Source organism: Microbacterium sp., assembly GCF_035277845.1.
Classification (GTDB): domain Bacteria; phylum Actinomycetota; class Actinomycetes; order Actinomycetales; family Microbacteriaceae; genus Microbacterium.
Genome location: NZ_DATEJS010000191.1, coordinates 1 through 22,513, shown reverse-complemented (window position 1 = coordinate 22,513; position 22,513 = coordinate 1). Strand labels below are relative to the sequence as shown.

The 22,513-nt window shown below is 70.8% G+C and carries 24 protein-coding genes and 1 pseudogene; 13 read left to right on the top strand and 12 right to left on the bottom strand.

The window, feature by feature from the left end; all coding sequences use genetic code 11:
• Positions 1-119: 119 nt before the first annotated feature.
• The gene (locus VJR25_RS08210) at positions 120-665 is read right to left on the bottom strand and encodes a universal stress protein (protein ID WP_324114420.1); all 546 of its coding nucleotides are present in this window, start codon (positions 663-665) and stop codon (positions 120-122) included.
• A 152-nt stretch (positions 666-817) separates the two neighbouring features.
• Here VJR25_RS08210 and VJR25_RS08205 point away from each other — a divergent pair, with 152 nt between their 5' ends.
• Entirely contained in the window at positions 818-1,030 is a 213-nt protein-coding gene (locus VJR25_RS08205) for a DUF3073 domain-containing protein (RefSeq protein ID WP_324114418.1), read from the top strand.
• Between the two features lie 84 nt (positions 1,031-1,114).
• Here VJR25_RS08205 and purF read toward each other — a convergent pair whose 3' ends face one another.
• Entirely contained in the window at positions 1,115-2,581 is a 1,467-nt protein-coding gene (gene purF, locus VJR25_RS08200) for an amidophosphoribosyltransferase (RefSeq protein ID WP_324114416.1), read from the bottom strand.
• Between the two features lie 4 nt (positions 2,582-2,585).
• Positions 2,586-3,707 carry a phosphoribosylformylglycinamidine cyclo-ligase gene (gene purM, locus VJR25_RS08195; protein ID WP_414683757.1) on the bottom strand — a complete coding sequence of 374 codons (1,122 nt, stop codon included), beginning with the start codon at positions 3,705-3,707 and terminating at the stop codon, positions 2,586-2,588.
• A gap of 134 nt (positions 3,708-3,841) precedes the next feature.
• On the opposite strand from purM, the gene VJR25_RS08190 reads away from it, so the two are divergent.
• Positions 3,842-4,429 carry a zinc-binding alcohol dehydrogenase gene (locus VJR25_RS08190; protein ID WP_324114414.1) on the top strand — a complete coding sequence of 196 codons (588 nt, stop codon included), beginning with the start codon at positions 3,842-3,844 and terminating at the stop codon, positions 4,427-4,429.
• Positions 4,430-4,449: 20 nt separating this feature from the next.
• Here VJR25_RS08190 and VJR25_RS08185 read toward each other — a convergent pair whose 3' ends face one another.
• The 5 genes from VJR25_RS08185 to VJR25_RS08165 form a co-directional block, all read right to left on the bottom strand.
• Positions 4,450-4,773, bottom strand: coding sequence for a potassium transporter Trk (locus VJR25_RS08185; protein WP_324114412.1), 324 nt, complete (start codon positions 4,771-4,773; stop codon positions 4,450-4,452).
• A 46-nt stretch (positions 4,774-4,819) separates the two neighbouring features.
• A complete protein-coding gene (locus tag VJR25_RS08180; RefSeq protein ID WP_324114410.1) occupies positions 4,820-5,176 on the bottom strand; it encodes a sterol carrier family protein in 357 nt (118 codons plus the stop codon).
• A gap of 145 nt (positions 5,177-5,321) precedes the next feature.
• On the bottom strand, positions 5,322-6,299 hold the full coding sequence (locus tag VJR25_RS08175) for an SRPBCC family protein (RefSeq protein ID WP_324114408.1): 978 nt from the start codon (positions 6,297-6,299) through the stop codon (positions 5,322-5,324).
• Position 6,300: 1 nt separating this feature from the next.
• Entirely contained in the window at positions 6,301-6,705 is a 405-nt protein-coding gene (locus VJR25_RS08170; RefSeq protein WP_324114406.1) for a winged helix-turn-helix domain-containing protein, read from the bottom strand.
• A gap of 80 nt (positions 6,706-6,785) precedes the next feature.
• A complete protein-coding gene (locus VJR25_RS08165) occupies positions 6,786-6,989 on the bottom strand; it encodes a hypothetical protein (RefSeq protein ID WP_324114404.1) in 204 nt (67 codons plus the stop codon).
• Between the two features lie 192 nt (positions 6,990-7,181).
• Between VJR25_RS08165 and purD the strand changes: the two genes are divergently transcribed.
• The 3 genes from purD (at position 7,182) to VJR25_RS08150 (ending at position 9,752) form a co-directional block, all read left to right on the top strand.
• Positions 7,182-8,456, top strand: a complete 1,275-nt coding sequence (purD, locus tag VJR25_RS08160; RefSeq protein WP_324114402.1) for a phosphoribosylamine--glycine ligase — start codon at positions 7,182-7,184, stop codon at positions 8,454-8,456.
• Positions 8,456-9,259 carry a siderophore-interacting protein gene (locus VJR25_RS08155; RefSeq protein ID WP_324114400.1) on the top strand — a complete coding sequence of 268 codons (804 nt, stop codon included), beginning with the start codon at positions 8,456-8,458 and terminating at the stop codon, positions 9,257-9,259. The genes purD and VJR25_RS08155 overlap by 1 nt, the downstream gene beginning before the upstream one ends.
• An 82-nt stretch (positions 9,260-9,341) precedes the next feature.
• The gene (locus tag VJR25_RS08150; RefSeq protein ID WP_324114398.1) at positions 9,342-9,752 is read left to right on the top strand and encodes a hypothetical protein; all 411 of its coding nucleotides are present in this window, start codon (positions 9,342-9,344) and stop codon (positions 9,750-9,752) included.
• A 33-nt stretch (positions 9,753-9,785) separates the two neighbouring features.
• Here the strand turns inward: VJR25_RS08150 and VJR25_RS08145 are convergent, their stop codons facing one another.
• Positions 9,786-11,186: a DHA2 family efflux MFS transporter permease subunit gene (locus VJR25_RS08145; RefSeq protein ID WP_414683758.1), complete on the bottom strand. Its 1,401-nt coding sequence runs from the start codon at positions 11,184-11,186 to the stop codon at positions 9,786-9,788.
• A gap of 149 nt (positions 11,187-11,335) precedes the next feature.
• Positions 11,336-11,950, bottom strand: a complete 615-nt coding sequence (locus VJR25_RS08140; RefSeq protein ID WP_324114394.1) for a PadR family transcriptional regulator — start codon at positions 11,948-11,950, stop codon at positions 11,336-11,338.
• A 96-nt stretch (positions 11,951-12,046) separates the two neighbouring features.
• Here VJR25_RS08140 and VJR25_RS08135 point away from each other — a divergent pair, with 96 nt between their 5' ends.
• Both VJR25_RS08135 and VJR25_RS08130 read left to right on the top strand, forming a co-directional pair.
• Positions 12,047-12,409 (top strand): hypothetical protein, encoded by a 363-nt coding sequence (locus VJR25_RS08135; protein ID WP_324114391.1) that lies wholly within the window; start codon positions 12,047-12,049, stop codon positions 12,407-12,409.
• Between the two features lie 158 nt (positions 12,410-12,567).
• The gene (locus VJR25_RS08130) at positions 12,568-13,461 is read left to right on the top strand and encodes a phosphoribosylaminoimidazolesuccinocarboxamide synthase (protein ID WP_324114389.1); all 894 of its coding nucleotides are present in this window, start codon (positions 12,568-12,570) and stop codon (positions 13,459-13,461) included.
• Positions 13,462-13,529: 68 nt separating this feature from the next.
• Here the strand turns inward: VJR25_RS08130 and VJR25_RS08125 are convergent, their stop codons facing one another.
• On the bottom strand, positions 13,530-14,537 hold the full coding sequence (locus tag VJR25_RS08125; protein ID WP_324114387.1) for a LacI family DNA-binding transcriptional regulator: 1,008 nt from the start codon (positions 14,535-14,537) through the stop codon (positions 13,530-13,532).
• 142 nt (positions 14,538-14,679) lie between these two features.
• On the opposite strand from VJR25_RS08125, the gene purS reads away from it, so the two are divergent.
• Both purS and purQ read left to right on the top strand, forming a co-directional pair.
• Positions 14,680-14,928 carry a phosphoribosylformylglycinamidine synthase subunit PurS gene (purS, locus tag VJR25_RS08120; protein WP_324114385.1) on the top strand — a complete coding sequence of 83 codons (249 nt, stop codon included), beginning with the start codon at positions 14,680-14,682 and terminating at the stop codon, positions 14,926-14,928.
• Positions 14,925-15,632 carry a phosphoribosylformylglycinamidine synthase subunit PurQ gene (gene purQ / locus VJR25_RS08115; RefSeq protein ID WP_324114383.1) on the top strand — a complete coding sequence of 236 codons (708 nt, stop codon included), beginning with the start codon at positions 14,925-14,927 and terminating at the stop codon, positions 15,630-15,632. Before purS ends, purQ begins: the two co-directional genes overlap by 4 nt.
• A 109-nt stretch (positions 15,633-15,741) precedes the next feature.
• On the opposite strand, the gene VJR25_RS08110 is transcribed toward purQ, so the two are convergent.
• A complete protein-coding gene (locus tag VJR25_RS08110) occupies positions 15,742-16,977 on the bottom strand; it encodes a glycoside hydrolase family 3 N-terminal domain-containing protein (protein ID WP_324114381.1) in 1,236 nt (411 codons plus the stop codon).
• A gap of 125 nt (positions 16,978-17,102) precedes the next feature.
• On the opposite strand from VJR25_RS08110, the gene VJR25_RS08105 reads away from it, so the two are divergent.
• The 4 genes and pseudogenes from VJR25_RS08105 to VJR25_RS08090 form a co-directional block, all read left to right on the top strand.
• Complete coding sequence (locus tag VJR25_RS08105; protein ID WP_324114379.1) at positions 17,103-18,839, top strand: glycoside hydrolase family 13 protein; 1,737 nt, start codon at positions 17,103-17,105, stop codon at positions 18,837-18,839.
• A 65-nt stretch (positions 18,840-18,904) separates the two neighbouring features.
• Positions 18,905-20,122: an amidohydrolase gene (locus tag VJR25_RS08100; protein WP_324114377.1), complete on the top strand. Its 1,218-nt coding sequence runs from the start codon at positions 18,905-18,907 to the stop codon at positions 20,120-20,122.
• Positions 20,123-20,170: 48 nt separating this feature from the next.
• Complete coding sequence (locus VJR25_RS08095; RefSeq protein WP_324114422.1) at positions 20,171-22,282, top strand: APC family permease; 2,112 nt, start codon at positions 20,171-20,173, stop codon at positions 22,280-22,282.
• A gap of 68 nt (positions 22,283-22,350) precedes the next feature.
• A pseudogene (locus VJR25_RS08090) lies at positions 22,351-22,513 on the top strand (cysteine desulfurase); the annotation flags it as partial.

Here is a 22,513-nt window from a genome sequence, read left to right as displayed (position 1 = left end):
GCTCGCTGGCGGCATCCGTCGTCGACGACCTGGCCGAGGCGCTGGATGCCGCCGCCCGCGAGGTCACCCGCGCGATCCGCTCCACGACCTCCGGTCGTTGAGCGGGCGACCGGGCTCCGTCAGTCCTTCTCCCAGGTGATGTCCTCATCGTCGGGCACGGGCTCGCCGAGCGGCACGACGAGCACCGGCCGGGTCTGGCGGTGCGTGAGCCGCGCCGCGACCGACCCGGTGAAGAACTCGCGCACGGACTCTCCGAATCCGCGCCGGCGGGTGCCGACCACGATCATCTTCGCGTCGCACTGCTCGGCGACCTTCTTCAGCCCGATGGCCGGGTCGCCCACCAGCTGCTGCACGCTCCAGCGCACCTCGTGGCCCTCGAGCAGCTTGGTCGCCTGGGTCGTCACGGCCGCGAGGTCGTCGCCGCCGGTGTCGATGTCCATGTCGATCGGGGCCGAATGCACCGATCCATCCGGATCCTCATAGGTCACGAACCGCATCACGTCCACGTTCACCACGACGAGCGGGGCTCCGAGAAGGGCGGCGTGACGGGCGGCCACCTTCAGCACGCGCGGCGGCTGGTCGGGCGTCACGCCCACGACCACGGCCCCGGTGGTGGAGGCGGAGACCTCGTCAGCAGGGTCGTTCTGGCTCTGTTGTTCGGACATCGTCATCCCTCTCGCCGGGGCGGTCTCACCCGGGGAGAAGGGCCGGGCCGGACCCGCCGTGATATTCTGGATTCTACTCTTCCCGGCCTCAGGCCGGCATTTGCAATGCACCGGGTCCGGCACGACCCGCGATACACAAGAGGGGGTTGCGCATGGGGCGTGGCCGTCAAAAGGCGAAGCACACCAAGATCGCCCGTGAACTGAAGTCGTACAGCCCGAGCGTCAATTACGCCGCGCTGGAGCGCGAGCTCGGTCACCCCGACGAGAACGGCGAAGACCAGTACGTCGACAAGTGGGCTGACCAGTACGACGACGAAGACGACGAGGACGAAGACCAGGACCAAGGGTCCCTGCAGACCGCCTGAGTCGTCGCTTCGACGCAAGCACCGGATGCGCTTGGACGCATCCGGTGCTTTTTGCGCGTCCGCCCACCATGGCGCGGGGCATCCTCAGCTCTGCTGAGAGCCCTCCACCCAGGCGAGGTACTCCTCGGTCACGGTTCCGGTGACGTATCGGCCGTCGAAGCAGCTCATGTCGAGGTCGGGGATGTCCGACCCGTCCAGGATCGCGGACTTGAGGTCGTCGACCTCCTGGTACACGATGTGGTCGCAGCCGAGCTCCTCGGCGATCTCGGGGATCGTGCGGCCGTGCGCGACGAGCTCGTGCCGGGAGGGCATGTTGATGCCGTAGACGTGCGGATGCCGCACCGGCGGCGCGGCCGAGGCGAACGTGACCGAGACGGCCCCGGCATCCCGCGCCATCTGGATGATCTGCTTCGACGTGGTGCCGCGCACGATCGAGTCGTCGATCAGCAGCACGTTCTTGCCGCGGAACTCACTCGACATGGCGTTGAGCTTCTGACGCACGCTCTTCTTGCGCACCGCCTGCCCGGGCATGATGAAGGTACGGCCCACGTAGCGGTTCTTGTAGAAGCCCTCGCGGTACTCGATGCCGAGCTTGCGGGCGACCTCCATCGCGGCGGGCCGCGACGAGTCGGGGATCGGCATGACGACGTCGATCTTGTCGCGCGGCACGTGCTTGGCGATGGTGTCGGCGAGCTTCTCGCCCATGCGCAGCCGTGACTCGTACACGGAGATCCCGTTCATCACCGAGTCGGGACGGGCGAGGTAGACGTACTCGAAGGCGCACGGCGCGAGCGTGGGCTCTGCGGCGCACTGCCGCGAGAACAGCTCGCCGTCGTTCGTGATGAACACCGCCTCGCCCGGGGCGATGTCGCGGACGATCTCGTAGTCGCCGTTCTCGAGCACGAGCGACTCGCTGGTGACGACCCACTCGTCGGCGTCACCCGGGGCGGCCGCGGTGCGCCGGCCGAGGATCAGGGGACGGATGCCGAACGGGTCGCGGAAGGCGAGCAGGCCGTAGCCGGCGATGATCGCGATCACCGCGTAGGCGCCCTCGATGCGCTCGTGGGTGCGCGCGACGGCCTCGAAGATGCGGTCGGGTTCGAGGTCGACCGGCGAGGTCGTGGTCTGCAGCTCGTGCGCGAGCACGTTCAGCAGCAGCTCGGTGTCGCTCGACGAGTTCAGGTGCCGGCGGTCGCGCTGAGCCATTTCGCTCGTGAGCTCACGCGTGTTGGTGAGGTTGCCGTTGTGGATGAGGACGATGCCGTACGGCGCGTTCACGTAGAACGGCTGCATCTCCTCCTCGCTGGAGGCCGTGCCCTTGGTGGCGTAGCGGACATGGCCGAGACCGACGCTGCCGAGGAGCGAGCGCATGTCGCGGGTGCGGAACGCCTCGCGCACCATGCCCTGCGCCTTCGCGGTGTGCATGACGCCGTTCGACTCCGCGGTGGCGATGCCGGTGGCATCCTGACCGCGGTGCTGCAGCAGCAGCAGGGCGTCGTAGATCTCCTGGTTGACCGGGCCGTTTCCGACCATGCCGACGATGCCGCACATCGCTTCAGTTCGCTCCTGCTTCTGCGTAGCTGCCGACGAGTCGCACGGCTCCGCCGTCGACGCCCTTCGCGCCCTGCTCGTAGTCTCCGTCGGGCAGTTCGCCGGCGTGCACGACGCCGGCCTGCCATGCTTCGATGCCGGCATCGCGGATCGAGGCGATGACGGCTTCCGCCTGATCCGCCGACACCGCGGCGAGGAATCCGATGCCCAGGTTCCAGGTGCCCTCGGTCTGGGTGAGGTCGAGTCCGCCGAGCCCTGCGAGCACGCGGAACACCGGCAGCGGCGACCAGGTCGACCGGTCGACGTCGACCCAGGTGCCCTGCGGGAGCACGCGCGCGAGGTTCGCCGCGATGCCGCCGCCGGTGACGTGGCTGAGGGAGTGCACGGCGCCGGGGTGGTCGGCGAGCAGCTGCAGCAGCGGCGCGGTGTACAGGCGCGTGGGCTCGAGCAGGGCCTCGCCCCACGTCGTGCCGAAGTCGGCGGCGTTCGAGCCGTAGACGATGCTGTTGTTCGTGACGATGTGGCGCACCAGCGAGTATCCGTTGGAGTGCAGGCCGCTCGAGCCGAGCGCGATGATCGCGTCGCCGGCGACCACACGGTCGGCGCCGAGCACGGCATCCGCCTCGACGACTCCGGTGGCGGCGCCCGCGACGTCGTAGTCGTCCCGGCCGAGCAGGCCCGGGTGCTCGGCGGTCTCGCCGCCGACGAGCGCGGTGCCGGTCAGCGCGCAGCCGTCGGCGATGCCGCGCACGATGTCGGCGATGCGCTCGGGCACCACCTTGCCGCACGCGATGTAGTCGGTCATGAAGAGGGGCTTCGCGCCGACCACGACGATGTCGTCGACGACCATGCCGACGAGGTCGTGCCCGATCGTGTCGTGCTTGTCGATCGCCTGCGCGATCGCGACCTTCGTGCCGACGCCGTCGGTGCTGGTCGCCAGCAGCGGATGCCGGTACGCGGCGAGCGCGGATGCATCGAAGAGCCCGGCGAATCCGCCGACGCCGCCGAGCACTTCGGGCCCGTGGGTGCGACGGACGGATGCCTTCATCAGTTCGACGGCGCGGTCGCCCGCGGCAGTGTCGACTCCGGCAGCGGAATAGGGATCGGCGTGCGAGGGTCCGGCCACCAGAACAGCCTACCGGGAGAATCCGGGCCGAAGCTCCGCGGTTCCGGGGCTGGAATACCAGGATTCCGCGCCTCTGTCCGTCGACATCCCTCGGTCCGGTGCCGCCCCGCCGCACCCGCTCTAAGATTGGCGCCATGACCGGCGCTGCGCAGTGGACCATCCGCGAGGACTCCAGCACCGCCGTGCTCGTCGCCCTCTATCTCCGGCAGGTGCTCGGCATCCGCTCGCCCGAGGAACTGCCGCACCTGCGCGGCATCCCGCCCCGGCACGACACCGCGGACGCGACGCCCGCGGTCGAGCGGCAGTGGCGGGAGTACTGGGAGCTGACCGTCGAGCCGACCGCGCACCCGTCACCGGTGCCGCTCGACCTCGTGGACGGGTTCGACATGCTCGTCGTGCTGCCCGTCGAGGGCTTCGACGATCTGCGTGCGGCGATCGCGCCGTACGCCGACGACGCCGTCGCCTACGCGGAATCGGCGCACAAGCGCTACGCGCACACGCCCGGCGTCTCGTACCGCGCCTACGCCGGTGCGATCGCGGAGTACGAGCGGGAGGTCGGGCGCCGCGCGCACGCGTTCGAGCTCAACGTGCAGGTGCTGCCCCTGGTGCAGCGCGGCGTGTGGTGGATCGGCGCGCTCACGATCGCGGTCACCGACGGCCTGCGGCAGGACATCGTGATGTTCGACGCCGCGATCCAGCCGATCATCGCCGAACTGGCGTAGCGCGTCGGACGCCCGACGACTCAGGAGTCGAAGTCGTCGGTCTCGCCGAGGTACTCCTCGCGCTCGATCGTGACGATGTGCGAGCGGCGGCTGCTGCGCCGGTCGAGGATGACCGCGACGAGGCCGCCGAGCAGCAGCCCGACGGCACCGCAGATGATCGCCAGGAATCCGAAGACGGTCGATGCGGAATACGTGACCCCTGTCACGGCGCTGGTGTCGGCCGAGAAGGCGAACGTCAGGATCATCGCGACGAAGACCCCGACCGCCGCTCCGAGCACCAGGAACACGATCACCTTGGGCGCACGGCGGACGCGCGCGGTCTCGGTGTGCTCGATCTCGGCCATGAGTCCATTGTCTCACGCAGCCGCGGCCCCGGCCCCGGGTGGGCGGTCAGGGGCGCAGGGGCAGCAGGTCGGACAGGTCGGCGCGCGTGCCGGATGCCGCGACCCGGCCGGCGGTGACGGCATCCGTCCACGACTCGGCCCCGGTGGCCAGGGCGATCCAGGTGTCCGCGTCGGTCTCCACGACGTTCGGCGGGGTGCCGCGCGTGTGCCGCGGCCCCTCGACCACCTGAGCCGCGCCGAACGGCGGAACCCGCACCTCCACGGTGTGCCCCGGCGCCTTCTCCACCAGCAGCTGCAGCAGGTAGCGCACCGCCGTGGCCCGATCCGCGCGGGCCACCGAGCCGGATGCCACAGCGGCCAGCGCGGCGCGTCCGGCATCCGTCGTGATCGTGGGGAGAGGCATCCCTCCACGCTACGCGCGCCGCACCCCCGACCGGTCGTCGAGCGAGCGAAGCGAGACGAAACGCCGATCCCTTTCGGAGACGCGTTTCGTCTCGTCGCTTCGCTCCTCGCTCAACGACCGGGAGGGGTGTGCCCGCCCGGCGGCGTCACACCATCAGCAGCTCGCGCTCCAGCCGGGCGTAGGAGGCCTCCATGCCGTCGACCATGCCGGTGGCGAGGATCATGTCGCGCGTGGCGAGGTCGGGGTACTCGATGAGCAGCGTGATGAGGGTCGCACCGTCCTCCTCGTAGAGGCTCAGGTCGTTGAGGGTCGTGGGCTCCGGCATCCCCTGCATGCGCTCGGTGGTCACCATGCGGCGCGGCGCGTCGACGACGAGCGCCTCGCCCTCGAAGCCGAAGGCCTGGCCGGGGGTGTCGCCGACGGGCTCCCAGCTGTAGCGGTAGCCGTCGCCGGGGGCGGACGCGAGCTCGCAGTCGGTCATCGCCCAGCCGTCGGGGCCGAGCAGCCACTGCCGCATCAGCTCCGGCTCGCTGTATGCGCGCCAGACGAGCTCGCGCGGGCCGTCGACGAGCCGCGTGATGCGCACGTGGGTGTCGTCGAGCAGTTCGAGCCGCGTGCCCTTGCCCTCCGCGTAGTCGCGCAGGTCCTGCAGCACGGCGTCGAGCTGCGCCATCGCCATCCGGGTGCCCTCGACCATGCCCATCTCGACCATCTGCTCGAGCGACTCGTGCGAGGCGAAGTGGGCGGTCGAGGTCATGCGGGTGCCGACGTCGGACGGCTCGAACGTGAACGTCATGCGCGACTGCCCGCCGTCGAGCGGGACGCCGTCGTCGTCGACGAACGCGTCGATCACCTCGAAGCCGCGCGGCTCGTCGATCGCCGAGAACTCCCACGCGCCCGACGAGGTCTCGCCGTGCGGCCCGGTCATCGTGTACAGCGCCCGGCCGCCGACCGTGAAGTCGAACTGCGCGAAGGTGGCCGGCCATCCGGGAGGGCCCCAGAAGCGCTCGAGCTGACGCGGGTCCGAATACGCGCGCCAGACGCGTTCGACGGGGGCGGCGAGGTCGGCGACGACGGTGATCGCCAGGTTCTCGGGGTCTGTGGTGATGTCGGTGACAGGCATGTCAGTCTCCTTGGTTCGGTCGGTCGGCGGAGCCGGACGGGTCCGGTCCGCGGTCATCGCGAGCGCCCGCGGCGTCCTCGGCGAGCAGGTCGTCGAGGCGGGCGATGCGGGAGCGCCAGAGTTCCTCGTAGCGGGCGAGCAGCGCCCGCGCGTGGGCGATCATGTCGGGATTCGCGCGGACGAGCCGCTCGCGTCCCTCGGCGCGCTTGACGATGAGCTCCGCAGCCTCGAGCACGGCCACATGCTTCTGCACCGCCGCGAACGACATGTCGTAATCGCGGGCGAGTTCGGACACGGACTGCTCGTGATCGATGGTGCGGCGCAGGATGTCGCGCCGCGTCCGGGCCGCGAGGGCCTGGAACACGCGATCGATCTGCTCATCGCTCAGCTCATTTCGTACAACCATTTGGTTGTAGATTACTCCTCGACGAGCCGATGTCAAGGGGCGTTGTTGTCGTTGCGTGCGGCGCGTCCGGACGTCGGGGGTCAGACCCCGAGCGATCCGAGTGCGTGGTAGATGAGGTACACCGGCCACACGATCGCCTGCAGCAGGCCGAGCACGACCGCCCCGAAGGTGCCGTCGGAATGGGAGATGAAGTAGATCGCCGCCCCGATGTAGGCGAGGAGGAAGAAGAATCCCCACACACCGTTTCGCTCCACCACGCTGACCCTGCGTTCTCTCTCAGCCATGTCGATTCCTCCCGGTCGTCTCAGCTGCAACGATGCCGGTGGCGTCTTCACCCGAGCGGGACGAACGTCCCACCGCGACTCTGCCCGGTCACGCCGATGCGTACGGGTCCCGAGAACGGTGACATCCCGCCAGCGGCCGACGGGGCGACGCCGACCCCGTTCGCGCGAATCCGCCGCCGGTAGGCTGACGGGGTGAGAATCCTCGTGCTCGGGTCGGGCGCCCGCGAACATGCCATCATCCTGTCGCTCCGGTCGGAAGAGACCGAGCACGTGATCTTCGCGGCTCCCGGCAACGCCGGCATCGCGCAGGATGCCACCATCGTCGGGATCGACGCCAACAGCCCGGCGGCCGTCACCGACTTCGCCAACGAGCACGACATCGACCTCGTCGTGATCGGGCCCGAGGCGCCGCTCGTCGCGGGCGTCGCCGACGAGGTGCGCGAGCACGGCATCCCGGTGTTCGGCCCCGGCAAGGCGGCCGCGCAGCTGGAGGGCTCGAAGACCTTCGCGAAGCGGATCATGGATGCCGCCGGCGTCCCCACCGGCCGCGCCGTGCACGCGCACACCGTCGCCGAGGTCGAGGCCGCGCTCGACGAGCTGGGCGCGCCGCACGTGGTCAAGGCCGACGGGCTCGCCGCCGGCAAGGGCGTCATCGTCACCTCCGACCGCGCCGCCGCACTCGCGCACGCGCAGGAGTACCTGCCGACCGGCCCGGTGCTGATCGAGGAGTTCCTCGACGGCCCGGAGGTGTCCCTCTTCTTCCTCAGCGACGGCGACCGCGTGCTGCCGCTCAGCCCCGCACAGGACTACAAGCGCCTGCAGGACGGCGATCTCGGCCCGAACACCGGCGGCATGGGCGCGTACTCGCCGCTGCCCTGGCTCGACGGCCGGTTCGGCAGTGAAGAGGAGTTCGTCGACCTCGTCACCCGAACCGTCGCGGAGCCGGTCGTGCGCCGGCTCGACGCCGAGGGGACCCCGTTCATCGGTCTGCTGTACGCAGGTCTCGTGCTCACCGAGGCGGGCGTCAAGGTGATCGAGTTCAACGCGCGCTTCGGCGACCCGGAGACGCAGGTCGTGCTGCCCCGGCTCATCGACCCGCTGTCGGAGCTGCTGCTGGCCGCGGCATCCGGAACCCTCGAGGACCAGCCACGGCCCGCGTTCGCCGAGGTCTGCGCCGTGACCGTCGTCGTCGCCAGCGAGGGCTACCCGGCCCGGCCGGTGCTCGGCCGCGAGATCGCCGGGCTGGATGCCGCGGCATCCGTCCCGGGCGTGCACATCGCACACGCCGCCACCGGCCGCGACGAAGCCGGACTCGTCGCGACGGGCGGCCGCGTGCTCAACGTCGTCGCGGTGGGCACCACGTTCGCCGAGGCCCGCGAGCGCGCCTACACGGCGCTCGAGAACATCGACCTGAGCGGTGCCCAGGTGCGCACCGACATCGCCGCCCGGGTGGTCGAGGGACTCTGATGTTCGAGCGCGAGCGCATCCGGCACCGGTTCACCGCCCGCCCGGCGACCGTCGCCGCGGTGGCCGAGGTCGGCGACTACGTGCGGGTGACCCTCACCGGCGACGCGTTCGCCGACTTCGCGAGCAGCGGCCCCACCGACCACATGCGGGTGTACTTCCCGAATCCGGTGACCGGCGAGCTCGTGGCGCCCGCCGCCGACGGCGAGGACGGCATCACCCGGCCCGCCGCCCAGACCTTCGGGCGCGACTTCACCCCGCTGAACGTGCGCGACGCGGGAGCGACCCGCACCGTGGACATCGACATCCTGCGCCACGCGGATGCCGGACCCGCGGCCCTGTGGGCGGCGCGTGCCACGGTCGGCGACGAGCTCGTCGTGGTGGGACCGAAGGGTTCGGTCTCGGCCCCGCAGGGCGCACAGCGCGCGCTGCTGGTGGTGGACGGCACGGCGCTGCCGGCGGCATCCCGATTCGTCGACCTGCTGCCGGACTCCACCGAGATCGACGTGCTCGTGTGCGGCGGGGTGACCGAGGATGCCGCCCGCGACTACCTCGGCGACTCCCGCCGGTACACCGTCACCGAAGCGCAGCTGGAGCTCACCGACGAGGCGCGGGACCTGGCCCCGGATGCCGGCACGTTCGTGTTCGCGGCGGGTGAGGCATCCGCCCTGCTGCCGCTGCGGCGGTATCTGCGCCGCGAGCTCGGACTCGCGTCCGCGCAGGCCGTGACCAGCGGCTACTGGCGCACCGGGGTCGTCGCGTGGGACCACCACGCCCCCATCGATCCGTTCGACCCCGAAGACTGACGCGCACTCCACCGGAGACTCGAGGGGGCCGGGCCGAACGCCGGACGAGACGGAACCCCGCCCCGCGGAGCAGGATGGGGCCATGGCCACGATCGACGATGTGCGCGCCGTCGCGCTGGCACTGCCGGGCACCGAGGAACAGCTGAGCGGCCACACCGGCGCGCCGAGCTGGCGCACCGGGACCGGGCAGTTCGCGTGGCTGCGCGGTCCCCGGCAGACCGACCTGCACCAGCTCGCCGCCGAGGGCCGGTCCTGGCCGGACGGCGACGTGCTGGCCGTGCGCACGGAGTCGCTCGGCGAGAAGGACGCGCTGCTCGCCGCCGAGCCCGAGCTGCTGTTCGACATCCCGCACTTCCGCGGGTATCCGGCGCTGCTCGTGCGGCTCGCGGCGATCGACCGCGAGCGGCTGGCCGAACTCGTCACGGACGCCTGGCTGACCCGCGCGCCCAAGACGGTCGCACGGGCCTGGCTCGACGCGCACGGCCTGAGCTGACCCCGGGACGCTCGCCCGGGGCCGACGCCCTGGTCAGCGGCCGGGCTTGCGCAGGTGCCTCGGGGTCTGCATGAACAGCACCACGACGACGCCGAGCAGCATGACGAACGCCGGCAGCAGCAGCGACTCGGCCATCGCCGTGGAGAACGGCGCGACGATGAACGACGGCAGCTGTCCGGTGCCGAAGCCGGAGGTCGACGAGCTGCTGCCCGCATTCGGGAAGTTCGCGACGAGGCGTCCCTGCATGAACGCGGCGATCGCCGCCGAGCCGAGCACCGACCCGATGGTGCGGGTGGTGTTGTAGATGCCGGCGCCGGCGCCCGCCTGGCGCGGCTCCAGATTGCGGGTCGCCGTGGTCGCCAGCGGCCCCCACATGCCCGCGTTCGCGAGGCCGATCGTGGCCGACGGCAGCAGGAACATCCAGATCGGGGTGTCCGGCGTCATCAGCGAGTAGTACCAGAACAGGGATCCGGCCATGATCAGCAGACCGGGCACGAGCAGCACCCGCGGGTCGACCTTGTCGAGCAGGCGCCCCGCGAGCGGCGACAGCACGCCGGCGATGATCGCCATCGGCACCTGCAGCAGCGCGGCATCCGTCGGAGTCAGGCCACGGGCCAGCTGGATGAAGAACATCATCGGCAGCGACATGCTCGTCACGACGAAGCCGACCACCGCGATCCCGCCGTTCGCGACCGAGAAGTTGCGGTCGGTGAACAGGCGCAGCGGCACGAGCGGCTCGGACCTCGTCTTCCACTGCTGCAGGATGAACACGGCCATGACGACGACGCCGCCCGCGATCATGGTCCAGATCCAGGCATCCCAGTTCTCCTTCTCGCCCTCCTGCAGGCCGAAGACGATGAAGAACAGGCCCACGGCCGAGAGGAACACGCCCAGCAGGTCGAAGCGGTGCTCGTGCGTCTGGAGCTTCGGCACCAGGATCACGGCGAGCACGAACCCGATGACCCCGACGGGCAGGTTGACGAAGAAGATCCACGCCCAGCCGAAGCCGTCCACGAGCAGGCCGCCGGCGAGCGGGCCGACGAGCATCGCGACACCCGAGGTCGCGCCCCACAGGCCCATGGCCGCGCCGCGCGACTCGGCGGGGAACGTGCGGGTGATGACCGCCATGGTCTGCGGGGTCATCAGGGATGCCCCGAGGCCCTGCACCGCGCGGAACGCGACCAGCATCCCGAGCGACGTCGACAGGCCGCAGCCGAGACTCGCCAGCGTGAAGACGGCGAGCCCGATGAGGTACATGTTCTTCGGGCCGAACCGGTCGCCGAGGCGGCCGGTGATCAGCAGCGGCACGGCGTAGGCGAGCAGGTAGGCGCTCGTGACCCACACGACGTTGTCGAGGTTGGTCGAGTGCGGATCCAGCGCGGCCTTGATGGCGGGATTGGCGACCGAGACGATCGTCGTGTCGACGAGGATCATGAAGAACCCGATGACGAGCGCCCAGAGCGCCGGCCACGGGCTCTTCGGCTTGTGGCCGGTCGCGTACGTGCCGGTGATGGGGCCGGGCGTCGGGCCGCCGACCGGAGGGGATGCCTGCGCCTTGGCCTCGGCGCGGGTGTGTGGTTCAGTCATTCGCTGAGCCGCCTTTCGGTGGTCACGTGGTGGGGTTCGGCATCCGGTCCCCAGGGGAATGCGGATGCCGCGAGTCGTTCGATGAGGGCGTCGAGCCAGGTGAGCTCCGCGCCGAGCAGCGCGGCCTGGCGCTCGGTCTGCACGCGGTACTGCTCGGGCACGCCCTTGGCGCGCGCGCCCTCGAGTCCGTCGCGGTAGAGCCGGTGCTCGCCGGTCAGGGCGGCGCGGCGCTCACTGAGCAGGTCGACGACCGCCTCGCGCGGGAGGTTGTGGGATTCGGCGAGCGCGACCCGGAACTCGAGCGGGTGGTCGATGCGGGGCAGTTCGGCGTGCACCCAGTCGACGACCGCGTCGGTTCCGGCATCCGTCACCGTATAGGTGGTGCGCTCGGGGCGGTTGCCGTCGCGGTCGATGCCGACCTCGGCGAGCAGGCCGGCCTTCTGCAGCCGCGCGACGGTGTGGTAGAACGTGCCGTTCGTGATCGGCACGAGCTTGTCGTGATGCCGCTGCCGCATGAGGCGCAGCATCTCGTAGGGATGCATGTCGCGCTCGCGCAGCAGGGCAAGCGTCATGACGCCGAGCGGCGTGAGCTTGCAGGCGGGGTCTTTCACGACATGTTCCGTTCCGATTAGTCCATATGGACTATACCGTACCGACTACCCGGCCGTCCATCGCCCGGTCGCGGGGTGGGCGAGTAGCGTGACCCCATGGCATCCGCTTCCGCTCCGTCGCGCCGCGAGAGGTTCCCCGAGTCGTACGCGATCTTCGACCGGCTGGTGGCGGAGTACAGCGAGCGGCCGGATGTCGCGCTCGGCCGCATGTTCGCGTCGGAGGGGCTGAGCGTGCGCGGCAAGGTGTTCGCGTTCGTCGGGTTCAGCGGCAGCCTGTTCGCGAAGCTGCCGGAGCAGCGCGTCGGCGAGCTGATCGAGGCCGGGGACGCCTCCCCCGCCGTCATGCGCGGCCGCCCGATGCGCGAGTGGGTGACCCTCGACCCCTCCCGCCCGGACACGTGGGACCCCATCGTCGCCGAGGCCCACGCCTTCGTCGATTCGATCACCCCGGCATCCTGACCCGCCTTCCGCTTGCTCCGCTCCCGGCTCCGCCCTCCCCAGCTCGTTGACTTGCCCTGGATGTACGCGGCGCGCGGCGTGTCGCGTACATCTCAGGCAAGTCAACGGAATGGGGGGCGCGGATTCGGCGGGCGGCGCGGGTCTGGGATGATGGGCGGGTGGCATCCCCCCTCCAGCTGCCGGGATGGCGGCACGTGTCCTCCGGCAAGGTCCGCGACCTCTACGTTCCCGACCCTCCGTCGGGAGGCGAACCCGACCGGATGCTGCTCGTCGCCAGCGACCGGGTCAGCGCCTTCGACTTCGCGCTGACCCCCGGCATCCCGGGCAAGGGGGTGCTGCTGACGACCCTCAGCCTGTGGTGGTTCGACCGCCTCGCCGGGGGCGACGGCGGCCGCGCGATCCCCAATCACCTCACCGCCGGGCACATCCCCGATGCGGTGGCCGGGCGCGCCATGCTCGTGAAGGCGCTCGACATGCAGCCGATCGAGTGCGTGGTGCGCGGCTACCTGACCGGATCCGGCTGGGCGGAGTACCAGCAGAGCGGCACGGTGTGCGGCATCCGGATCCCGTCCGGCCTCTCCGACGGCGACAAGCTGCCCGCGCCGATCTTCACGCCCGCGTACAAGGCGCCGCAGGGCGAGCACGACGAGAACATCTCGTTCGACCAGATGATCGACATCGTGGGCGCCGAGCGTGCGGAGGAGCTGCGCGACCTGTCGCTCGAGGTCTACGAGCGCGCCGCCGCGGCGACCGAGGAGCGCGGGGTCATCCTCGCCGACACCAAGTTCGAGTTCGGGGTTGACGAGCACGGCGTGCTGACCCTGGCCGACGAGGTGCTCACGAGCGACTCGTCGCGGTACTGGGATGCCGAGGCGTGGGCCACGGGCGCGACCCCCGCCGAGCGCATGGCGAGCTTCGACAAGCAGATCGTGCGCAACTGGCTCTCCGCGCACTGGGACAAGCAGGGCGAGCCGCCGGCGCTGCCGGACGAGATCGTCGAGCGCACCGCGGCGCGCTACCGGGAGCTGCTCGGCCGCCTCACCGGAGCCTGACCGCGCGCCGGCATCCGCCGCCGCGGCATCCGGCTCTGCGGCATCCCGGCTCTGCGGCATCCGGCTTGTCAGGCCGAGTCGCGCACCACCAGCTCGGCGCGCATGATCGTCTCCTGCGCGGGCGTGCCGCCGGCGATCAGCTCCAGCAGGATCTCGGCCATCAGCTCGCCCTGCTCGTAGGTCGGCTGGTGGATGGTCGTGAGGTTCGGGATGACGGACGTCGCGACGGCGGAATCGTCGAACCCGACGATCTTCAGCTGCTCCGGCACGCGGATGCCGGCGCCCTGGGCGGTGGCCAGCGCACCCTGCGCCATGAGGTCGCTGGCGATGAACAGCCCGTCGGGGACCGGTCCGGATGCCAGGATGCTGCGCATCGCCTCGGCTCCGCTCCCGATGCTGAAGTCCCCCTCGACCACCGGGCCCGCGACCAGCCCGGCCTCGGCGACCCCGGCCCGGAAGCCTTCGAACCGGTCGGCGCCCGCCGGCATCGACAGCGGCCCGGTGATGGTGCCGATGCTGCGGCATCCGCGCTCCGCGAGGTACGCGGTGGCCGCACGGGCGGCGGCCACGTTGTCCACGTCGACGAAGTGGGCCTCCGGCCGATGCCGCACCGGGCGCCCGCCGTAGACGACCGGCACCGCCGACACGATCTGGTCGATGAAGGTGTCGCTGGTGTGGTGGGACACGATGATCGCCCCGTCGACGAAGCCGCCGCGCACGTACTCCGTGAGGCGCTCCCCCGGGTCCGAGTTCGCGATCAGCAGGTTGAGCATGTAGTTCGCGCGGCTCAGGCGCGCGTTGATGCCGGGCACGATGGCGGCGAAGAACGGGTCGCCGAAGAACCGGCTGGTGTCCTCCGGGATGACGAGGGCGATCGCCATGGTCTGGCGGCTCGCCAACGAGCGCGCCGCCCGGTTCGGCACGTAGTTGAGCTCGGCGATCGCCTTCTGCACGGCGGCGACGGTGTCCGGGCGCACCAGCTGCGATCCGTTGACGACGCGGGACACCGTCGAGCGCGACACCCCCGCGGCTGCCGCGACCTCTTCGATCGTGACCGTGCCGTTTGCTTCTGCCATGCTGAACGCCTCCGAGCGGATGCTACCGCTCCGCCCGCCCGAGGTGGAGGGCCGCACAGGGCGCGGCAGGCACCCGCGGAACAGCCCGTCACCGGGGAACTAGACTGGACGGGCCGCCTCCCCAACGACTTCTGGAGCCAGAATGCCCACCATCGTCGTCGACGTCATGCCCAAGGCCGAACTGCTCGACCCGCAGGGGAAGGCGGTGTCCGGCGCCCTCGGCCGCCTCGGCGTCGACGCCTTCACCGGCGTCCGCATCGGCAAGCGCTTCGAGCTCACCGTCGACGGGCCGGTCGACGAGGCCGTGCTGGCGCAGGCCGAGCAGATCGCCGCCGACATCCTCTCGAACTCGGTGATCGAGGACGTCGTCGGCATCGAGGTCGTCGAATGACCACCCGCATCGGGGTCATCACGTTCCCCGGGTCGCTCGACGACCGCGATGCGCAGCGCGCCATCCGCCTCGCCGGCGCCGAGCCGGTTGCCCTCTGGCACGGCTCGCACGACCTCGAGGGCGTCGACGCGCTCGTGCTGCCCGGCGGCTTCAGCTACGGCGACTACCTGCGCTCGGGCGCGATCGCCGCGCTGTCGCCGATCATGAGCGAGGTCAAGGATGCCGCGGCATCCGGCATGCCCGTGCTCGGCATCTGCAACGGCTTCCAGATGCTCGTCGAGGCGCACCTGCTGCCCGGCGGTCTGATCCGCAACGCGCACCAGCAGTTCATCCGCCGCGACCAGAAGCTCGTCGTCGAGAACGCGGACACCGCGTGGACGAGCGGGTTCGAGCGCGGCGCCGAGATCGTCATCCCGCTGAAGAACGGCGAGGGCGGCTACATCGCCGAGGCCGAGACCCTGGCGCGCCTCGAGGGCGAGGGCCTCGTCGCCTTCCGCTACGCCGGCGTCAACCCGAACGGGTCGATGAACGACATCGCCGGCCTCACCAACGAGCGCGGCAACGTCGTGGGACTCATGCCCCACCCCGAGCACGCCACCGAGCCCGGCTTCGGCCCCGGCACCGCCGCAGCCATGCGGTCGGGTGTCGACGGCCTGACGTTCTTCGAGTCCGCGATCGCCGCCGTCACCCGCGTCGCCGCGTAGCGGCCGCCGCGTCGCGGGCGCACTCGCCGTTCCGCGAACCCTCGCCCAGTTACGCGAGCCCTGACTGGAATACGTCCTGGACGCATATTCCAGTCAGGGTTCGCGTACTTCAGTGAGGGCTCGTGAGGCGGGCCGCGGCCTTCGCCTCGACGACGCGACGGGCGGCGGCATCCACCTGCGCCGCGAAGGCGGGGTCGGACTTCGCCTTGGCGAGCACCGCGTCGTACATCGGCGCGAGCACCGACGGGTCGGATGACACCAGCACGATGTCGACGCCGGCGCGGATCGCGTCGACCGCGCGCTGCGCCGGGGTCCAGGCCTTCACGGCCACCGCGGCGGAGAGGTCGTCGGTCATCACGACGCCGTCGAATCCGAGCCGGTCGCGCAGCAGCCCGGTCACGACCTTCGACGAGAACACGGCCGGCGACGACGGGTCGATGCGGTCGTAGTACGCGCTCGAGACCATGACGCACGCGCGGCCCTGCGGGAGCAGCGTCCGGTACACGCCGACATCCGGCGAGTCCGGCCCGATCTGCGTGTCGACGACGTGCGCCGAGAAGTCGGTGTTCGCGCTGACCCGGCCGAGCCCCGGGAAGTGCTTGTACACCGGGGTGACACCCGAGGCGCGCATGCCCGCCGCGAAGCTGCCCGCGCCCGCCGCGACGGTCGCCCGGTCGAAGCCGTACTCCCGGTAGAGCTGCCCGATCGGGGGGTTCTGCCCGGCCGTGGCGGGGCTCGTGACGATGTCCGCGACCGGGGCCAGGTTCATGTTGACCCCCGCGCCCCGCAGCTGCGCCGCCCACCGCGCGGCGTCGGCGCGCAGGGTCGCCGCCGGCAGCTGACCCTGCCGCACGGCCGACGGGATCACGTCGAACCCGGGGCCGGAGAGCACCTGCACCGTGCCGCCCTCCTGGTCGGTCGAGATCCACAGCGGGATGCCGCCGGTGGACGCCGCCGTGACGAGCGACTGGAAGCGCCGGGTCAGGGCGGCGATCGCGGCCGCCCCGCCGGACGAGCGGCCGTGCAGGAAGACGTTGCCGACGTGCCGGTCGGTGATCGCGGAGAGGGTGGCGGCATCCGCATCCGGCAGCACCGTTCCGACCATGAAGAGCTGTCCGACCCGCTGCGCCAGGCTGAGGTCGGCGATCGGGTCCACCGGCGTCGGGGTCGGCGTCGGGGTGGGGGTCGGCGTCGGGGTGAGACTCGGGTTCGCCGATGCGGATGCCGAGGCCGAGGCTGAGCGCGAGGCGCTGCCGTGGGGCTGGCCGGTGCCGGTGCATCCGGCGAGCGCCACGACGAGCACCGCCAGCACGGCGGCGCTGCGGGCGGCCTTCACGCGTCTCACGCGCTCACCCTACCCGCGGGAGGTGGCCTCTGCGCAGGTGTCACGATCTGCTGGCCGAACTGACAGAACGCGGCACGTGAACCCCGATGACGACGGGGTGTAAACGCTTTCACTATGCTGGCCGGATGAGCTCGCAGACCGACCTCGCCGACACCACCGCGCCTGCGGCGGCGACTGACGCCGCCCCCGCCGCCTCCGCCGACCGGACGCCCGCCGCCGCTGGTTCGGAGTGGTGGCGCACGGCCGTCATCTACCAGATCTACCCGCGCTCGTTCGCGGACGCATCCGGCGACGGCGTGGGCGACCTGCCCGGCATCACGGCCCGTCTCGACGACCTGCGGACGCTGGGGGTCGACGCCGTGTGGCTGAGCCCGTTCTACCGGTCTCCGCAGAAGGATGCCGGCTACGACGTCACCGACTACTGCGACGTCGATCCGCTGTTCGGCACGCTCGCGGACTTCGACGCCCTGCTCGCGGCGGCGCACGAGCGCGGCATCCGCGTGATCGTCGACCTCGTCCCGAACCACTCGTCCGACCAGCACGTGTGGTTCCGCGAGGCGCTCGCCGCCGCGCCGGGCAGCCGCGAGCGCGCCCGCTACATGTTCCGCGACGGCAAGGGCGAGAACGGCGAGCTGCCGCCGAACAACTGGGAGTCGGTGTTCGGCGGATCCATGTGGGAGCGCGTCATCGAGGCCGACGGCACCCCGGGCCAGTGGTACCTGCACATCTTCGACGTCAGCCAGCCCGACTTCGACTGGACCAACGAGGAGGTGCGGGAGGAGTTCCGCCGCGTGCTGCGCTTCTGGCTCGACCGCGGGGTCGACGGGTTCCGCGTCGACGTCGCACACGGCCTCATCAAGGCCGACGGCCTCCCCGACTACACGCCCGATCCCTCCGGCGGCTCGATGGGCGGCGATGAGCACGACGTGCCGTACTGGGGCCAGCCGGGCGTGCACGAGATCTACCGGGACTGGCGCACGCTCATCGAGGAATACGACGGCGACCGGGCACTGTGCGCCGAGGCGTGGCTGCCCACGATCGCGGAGATCGCGCTGTGGGTGCGACCCGATGAGATGCACCAGGCGTTCAACTTCGGCTACCTGATGACGACCTGGGATGCCGCGGCCCTGCGCGACGTCGTCACCGAGTCGCTGCGCGAGTTCTCCGGCGTCGGCGCGCCGTCCACATGGGTGCTGTCGAACCACGACGTCATCCGGCACGCCACCCGCCTGGCCCTCAACGCCGACATCCCGCAGGGCGACGGCATCGGGCCGAAGACGCCGGACCTGCCGGACCCCGCCGTCGGTCTGCGGCGCGCCCGCGCCGCGAGCACGCTCATGCTGGCGCTGCCCGGCTCCGCCTACCTGTACCAGGGCGAGGAGCTCGGGCTGCCCGAGGTCATCGACATCCCCGACGACGCCCGCCAGGACCCGACCTGGTTCCGCACGGACCACGAGCGGTACGGCCGCGACGGATGCCGCGTGCCGCTGCCCTGGACCGCCGGTGCACCCGCGCAGGGCTTCAACGACACCGGTGCGTCGTGGCTGCCGCAGCCCGCAGGCTGGGGTGCGTTCGCGCGCGCGACCGAAGCGGCGGACGCCGATTCGACCCTGAACCTCTACCGCGCACTGCTCGCCGAGCGCCGCGCCCGGGCGCTCGGCACCGGCACGCTCGAGTGGGTCGACGGCTACGGCGACGAGGTCGTGGCGCTCCGCCGCACGACCGCGGCCGGAGAGCTCACCGTGATCGCGAACCTCGGCGCCGAGCCGGTGACGCTCCCCGCGGGGCGGGTCGTGATCGGCAGCATCCCTGTGGAGGGAAGCCTGCCGACCGACGCCACGGTCTGGATCGAGACCGCCTGACGCGCCACCGGTCGACGACGTCGTCCGACCGGGGGTCGGGCCTGCGGAGGAATAGGCTCGCCCCTATGAGCCTTGACCTCGACGCCCTGTACATCGACCTGCACCGCAACCCGGAATTGTCGTTCCAGGAGCACCGGACGGCCGGGGTCATCTCCGCGACGCTCGACGAGCTCGGCATCGAGCACACCACCGGGGTCGGCGGCACCGGCGTCGTCGCGGTGCTGCGCGGCAACGCCGACGGACCCGTCGTGTATCTGCGCGCGGACACCGACGGTCTGCCCGTCCTCGAGCAGACCGGGCTCGACTACGCGAGCACGGCGCACGGCCTCGACCCGCACGGGCTGGACGTGCCGGTCATGCACGCGTGCGGGCACGACATGCACGTCACCTGCCTGCTCGGCGCCCTCGAGAGGCTCGTCGCGCAGCGGGACGAGTGGGCCGGCACCGTGGTCGCGCTCTTCCAGCCCGCCGAGGAGTTCGGCGCGGGCGCGCGCGCCATGCTCGACGACGGACTGCTGGAGCGGTTCCCGCGCCCCGACGTGGTGCTCGGCCAGCACGTCACACCCTTGCCCGCCGGCATCGTCGGCGTGCGGCCCGGCACGCAGATGGCGGCATCCGACGGCATCACGGTGACCCTGCACGGCCGCGGCGGCCACGGCTCCCGCCCGCACTCCACGATCGACCCGATCGTCATGGCGGCGGCCACCGTCATGCGCCTGCAGACCGTCGTCTCGCGCGAGGTCGATCCGCGCGACGTCGCCGTGGTCACGGTCGGGGCGATCCACGCCGGGCTGAAGAACAACATCATCCCGGCCGAGGCCACCCTCGAGCTGAGCCTGCGCTACCCGACCGACGAACTGCGCGAGCACGTGCTCGACTCGGTGACCCGCATCGTCAACGCCGAGGCGCTGGCATCCGGCGCGACCGAGGCGCCCACGATCACGACCCTGCACACGCTTCCCGCGACGATCAACGACGCGGATGCCACGGCCCGCACCGTCGCGGCCTTCCAGCGCGCGTTCGGCGACGACCAGGTGGTCGACCCGGGCATGTTCACCGGGTCCGAGGACGTCTCCTGGTTCGCCCGCGACGCCGACGTGCCGCTCGTCTACTGGTTCTGGGGCGGCACCGACCAGCACGCGTACGCGGTCGCGAAGGCGGCCGGAACCCTGGACAGCGACATCCCCACGAACCACTCCGCGATGTTCGCCCCGGTGATGCATCCGACCATCGAGCGCGGGGTCGACGCATTGGTCGTCGCGGCACGGGAATGGCTTGAATGACGGTCACGTTGCAATAGGCCCTCAAAACGCGTAATGTCGCGCCGCGTGATGAACGAGAAGGACGCCGCCGAGGCATCCGAAGCAGCGTCCGAGGCAGAGCCCGAGACGCCGATCGCCAAGCGCATCCTGCTGGGCGATCCGCTTGCGACGACCAACGCCGACGAGCACCTCCTGCCCAAGCGGATGGCGCTGCCGATCTTCGCATCCGACGCGCTGTCGTCGGTGGCGTACGGCCCGCAGGAGATGATGATGATCCTGCTCACGGGCGGTCTGGCGTTCCTCGCCTTCAGCCCGTGGATCGCCGCCGCCGTCGTGCTGCTGCTGTTCGTCATCGTGCTGTCGTACCGGCAGCTGATCAAGGCCTACCCCTCAGGCGGTGGCGACTACGAGGTCGCGCGCAAGAACCTCGGCGAGATCCCCGGCGTCGTCGTGGCGGCGGCGCTGCTCGTGGACTACGTGCTGACGGTGTCCGTGTCGGTGGCATCCGGCGTCGACAACCTCATCTCCGCGCTGCCGATCCTCAACCATGTGCGCGTCGAGCTCGCCGTGGCATTCGTGGTGCTCATCATCGTGGTGAACCTGCGCGGCGTGCGCGAGGCGTCGCGGGCCTTCGCCATCCCGACGTACGTCTTCATCGGCTCGGTCGGCGTGATGATCGTCACCGGCCTCATCCGCATCGCACTGGGGCACGCTCCGGTCGCGTCGAGCGCCCAGTACGTGCTGCACACGCAGGGAATCACGCAGGCGGCCGTGCTGCTGCTGATCCTGCGCGCCTTCTCGAGCGGCTGTTCCGCCCTGACCGGCATCGAGGCGGTCTCGAACGGCGTGCAGGCGTTCCGCAAGCCGAAGATCCACAACGCGCAGACCACGCTCGCCATGATGGGCACGATCGCCATCCTGCTGTTCGCCGGTCTCACCACGATCGCGCTGGTCTCGGGCGTGCACTACGCGGAGAACCCGTGCACCGAGCTCGTCGGGTGGAACTGCAGCAACCCGCAGCCGAGCCTCATGGCCCAGGTGGCCGCCGCCACGTTCGGCATGAACAGCATCCCGTTCTTCATCGTCCAGGCCGCCACCGCCGTCGTGCTGCTGCTGGCCGCCAACACGGCGTTCAACGGGTTCCCGCTGCTCGGCGCGGTGCTGGCCCGCGACGGCTACGCCCCGAAGTCGCTGAACACCCGCGGCGACCGCCTCGTTTACTCCAACGGCATGATCATCCTCGGCATCGTCGCGATCGGCGTGCTGGTGGTCTACCAGGCCAACCTCACGAACCTCATCCAGCTGTACATCATCGGCGTCTTCGTCTCGTTCACGCTCGGCCAGTGCGGCATGATCCGGCACTGGATCCGCGGACTGCAGGAGCTCAAGGCCCTCCCGGCCGACGAGCGCCGCACCAAGGAGAACCGCGCCCTGGCGTTCGGCAACCGCAAGGGCCTCGTGATCAACAGCCTGGGCGCCACGATGACGATCATCGTGCTCATCATCGTCACGATCACGAAGTTCACGCACGGCGCGTGGCTCGTGTTCCTGATGATCCCGCTGCTGTCGTTCCTGATGATGGGCGTGTACCGCTACTACCGCGACGTCGAGCACGAGATCAAGATGGACGACACCATCCACTTCGGCTCGTCCGGCGACATCGCCATCGTGCTCGTCAACAAGCTGCAGAAGCCGGTCGTCAAGGCGATCGACTACGCCCTGGCCGCCCAGCACCACGAGACCTTCGCGATCCACGTCGCCATCTCGCCGGAGGATGCCGAGAAGATCGAGGAGGAGTGGGACGAGCACGACATCCCCGTGCAGCTGGTCACGATCGCGTCCCCGTTCCGCAGCTACGCCGGGCCCGTGGTCAAGTTCATCGAGCACTACCGCGAGAAGCACGGCCCCTCGGTGGTCACCGTCTACCTGCCGCAGTACATCGTCGGCCACTGGTGGGAGTCGATCCTGCACAACCGGCGCTCGCGGCGCATCGCCCAGCAGCTGATGCTGGTGCACGGCGTCACGATCACGCTCGTGCCGTGGCTGCTCGACTCGTCGGAGCTGGTCTACGGGCGCCGCTCGCGGCCGCTTCCGGGCCAGGAGCGCGCCGGCCGGCCGTACTCGCCCACGCAGGACAAGGTCACCGAGCGGTACGTCAACGAGAGCGCTTCGGACGCCTGACCGCCGCCCCCGTGTCCGCTGACGTCACGACGACCCGGAGCATCAGAATCCCCGCGTAGCCTTGGAGGATGACTTCCGAAGCCGCACCTGTGGTCGCGCGCGGGCTCGACGTGAGCGCCGTACGCGCCGACTTCCCGATCCTCGAGACGCGGATCGGCGATGCGCCGCTCGTGTACCTCGACTCGGGTGCGACGAGCCAGAAGCCCCGTGTCGTGCTGGATGCCGAGCGGA

Coding starts and splice junctions, on each gene's coding strand:
- VJR25_RS08210 (WP_324114420.1), bottom strand. CDS start 665: ATGTCCGAACAACAGAGCCAGAACGACCCTGCTGACGAGGTCTCCGCC.
- VJR25_RS08205 (WP_324114418.1), top strand. CDS start 818: ATGGGGCGTGGCCGTCAAAAGGCGAAGCACACCAAGATCGCCCGTGAA.
- purF (WP_324114416.1), bottom strand. CDS start 2,581: ATGTGCGGCATCGTCGGCATGGTCGGAAACGGCCCGGTCAACCAGGAG.
- VJR25_RS08190 (WP_324114414.1), top strand. CDS start 3,842: ATGACCGGCGCTGCGCAGTGGACCATCCGCGAGGACTCCAGCACCGCC.
- VJR25_RS08185 (WP_324114412.1), bottom strand. CDS start 4,773: ATGGCCGAGATCGAGCACACCGAGACCGCGCGCGTCCGCCGTGCGCCC.
- VJR25_RS08180 (WP_324114410.1), bottom strand. CDS start 5,176: ATGCCTCTCCCCACGATCACGACGGATGCCGGACGCGCCGCGCTGGCC.
- VJR25_RS08175 (WP_324114408.1), bottom strand. CDS start 6,299: ATGCCTGTCACCGACATCACCACAGACCCCGAGAACCTGGCGATCACC.
- VJR25_RS08170 (WP_324114406.1), bottom strand. CDS start 6,705: ATGGTTGTACGAAATGAGCTGAGCGATGAGCAGATCGATCGCGTGTTC.
- VJR25_RS08165 (WP_324114404.1), bottom strand. CDS start 6,989: ATGGCTGAGAGAGAACGCAGGGTCAGCGTGGTGGAGCGAAACGGTGTG.
- VJR25_RS08155 (WP_324114400.1), top strand. CDS start 8,456: ATGTTCGAGCGCGAGCGCATCCGGCACCGGTTCACCGCCCGCCCGGCG.
- VJR25_RS08150 (WP_324114398.1), top strand. CDS start 9,342: ATGGCCACGATCGACGATGTGCGCGCCGTCGCGCTGGCACTGCCGGGC.
- VJR25_RS08145 (WP_414683758.1), bottom strand. CDS start 11,186: ATGATCCTCGTCGACACGACGATCGTCTCGGTCGCCAATCCCGCCATC.
- VJR25_RS08135 (WP_324114391.1), top strand. CDS start 12,047: ATGGCATCCGCTTCCGCTCCGTCGCGCCGCGAGAGGTTCCCCGAGTCG.
- VJR25_RS08125 (WP_324114387.1), bottom strand. CDS start 14,537: ATGGCAGAAGCAAACGGCACGGTCACGATCGAAGAGGTCGCGGCAGCC.
- purS (WP_324114385.1), top strand. CDS start 14,680: ATGCCCACCATCGTCGTCGACGTCATGCCCAAGGCCGAACTGCTCGAC.
- purQ (WP_324114383.1), top strand. CDS start 14,925: ATGACCACCCGCATCGGGGTCATCACGTTCCCCGGGTCGCTCGACGAC.
- VJR25_RS08105 (WP_324114379.1), top strand. CDS start 17,103: ATGAGCTCGCAGACCGACCTCGCCGACACCACCGCGCCTGCGGCGGCG.
- VJR25_RS08100 (WP_324114377.1), top strand. CDS start 18,905: ATGAGCCTTGACCTCGACGCCCTGTACATCGACCTGCACCGCAACCCG.
- VJR25_RS08095 (WP_324114422.1), top strand. CDS start 20,171: ATGAACGAGAAGGACGCCGCCGAGGCATCCGAAGCAGCGTCCGAGGCA.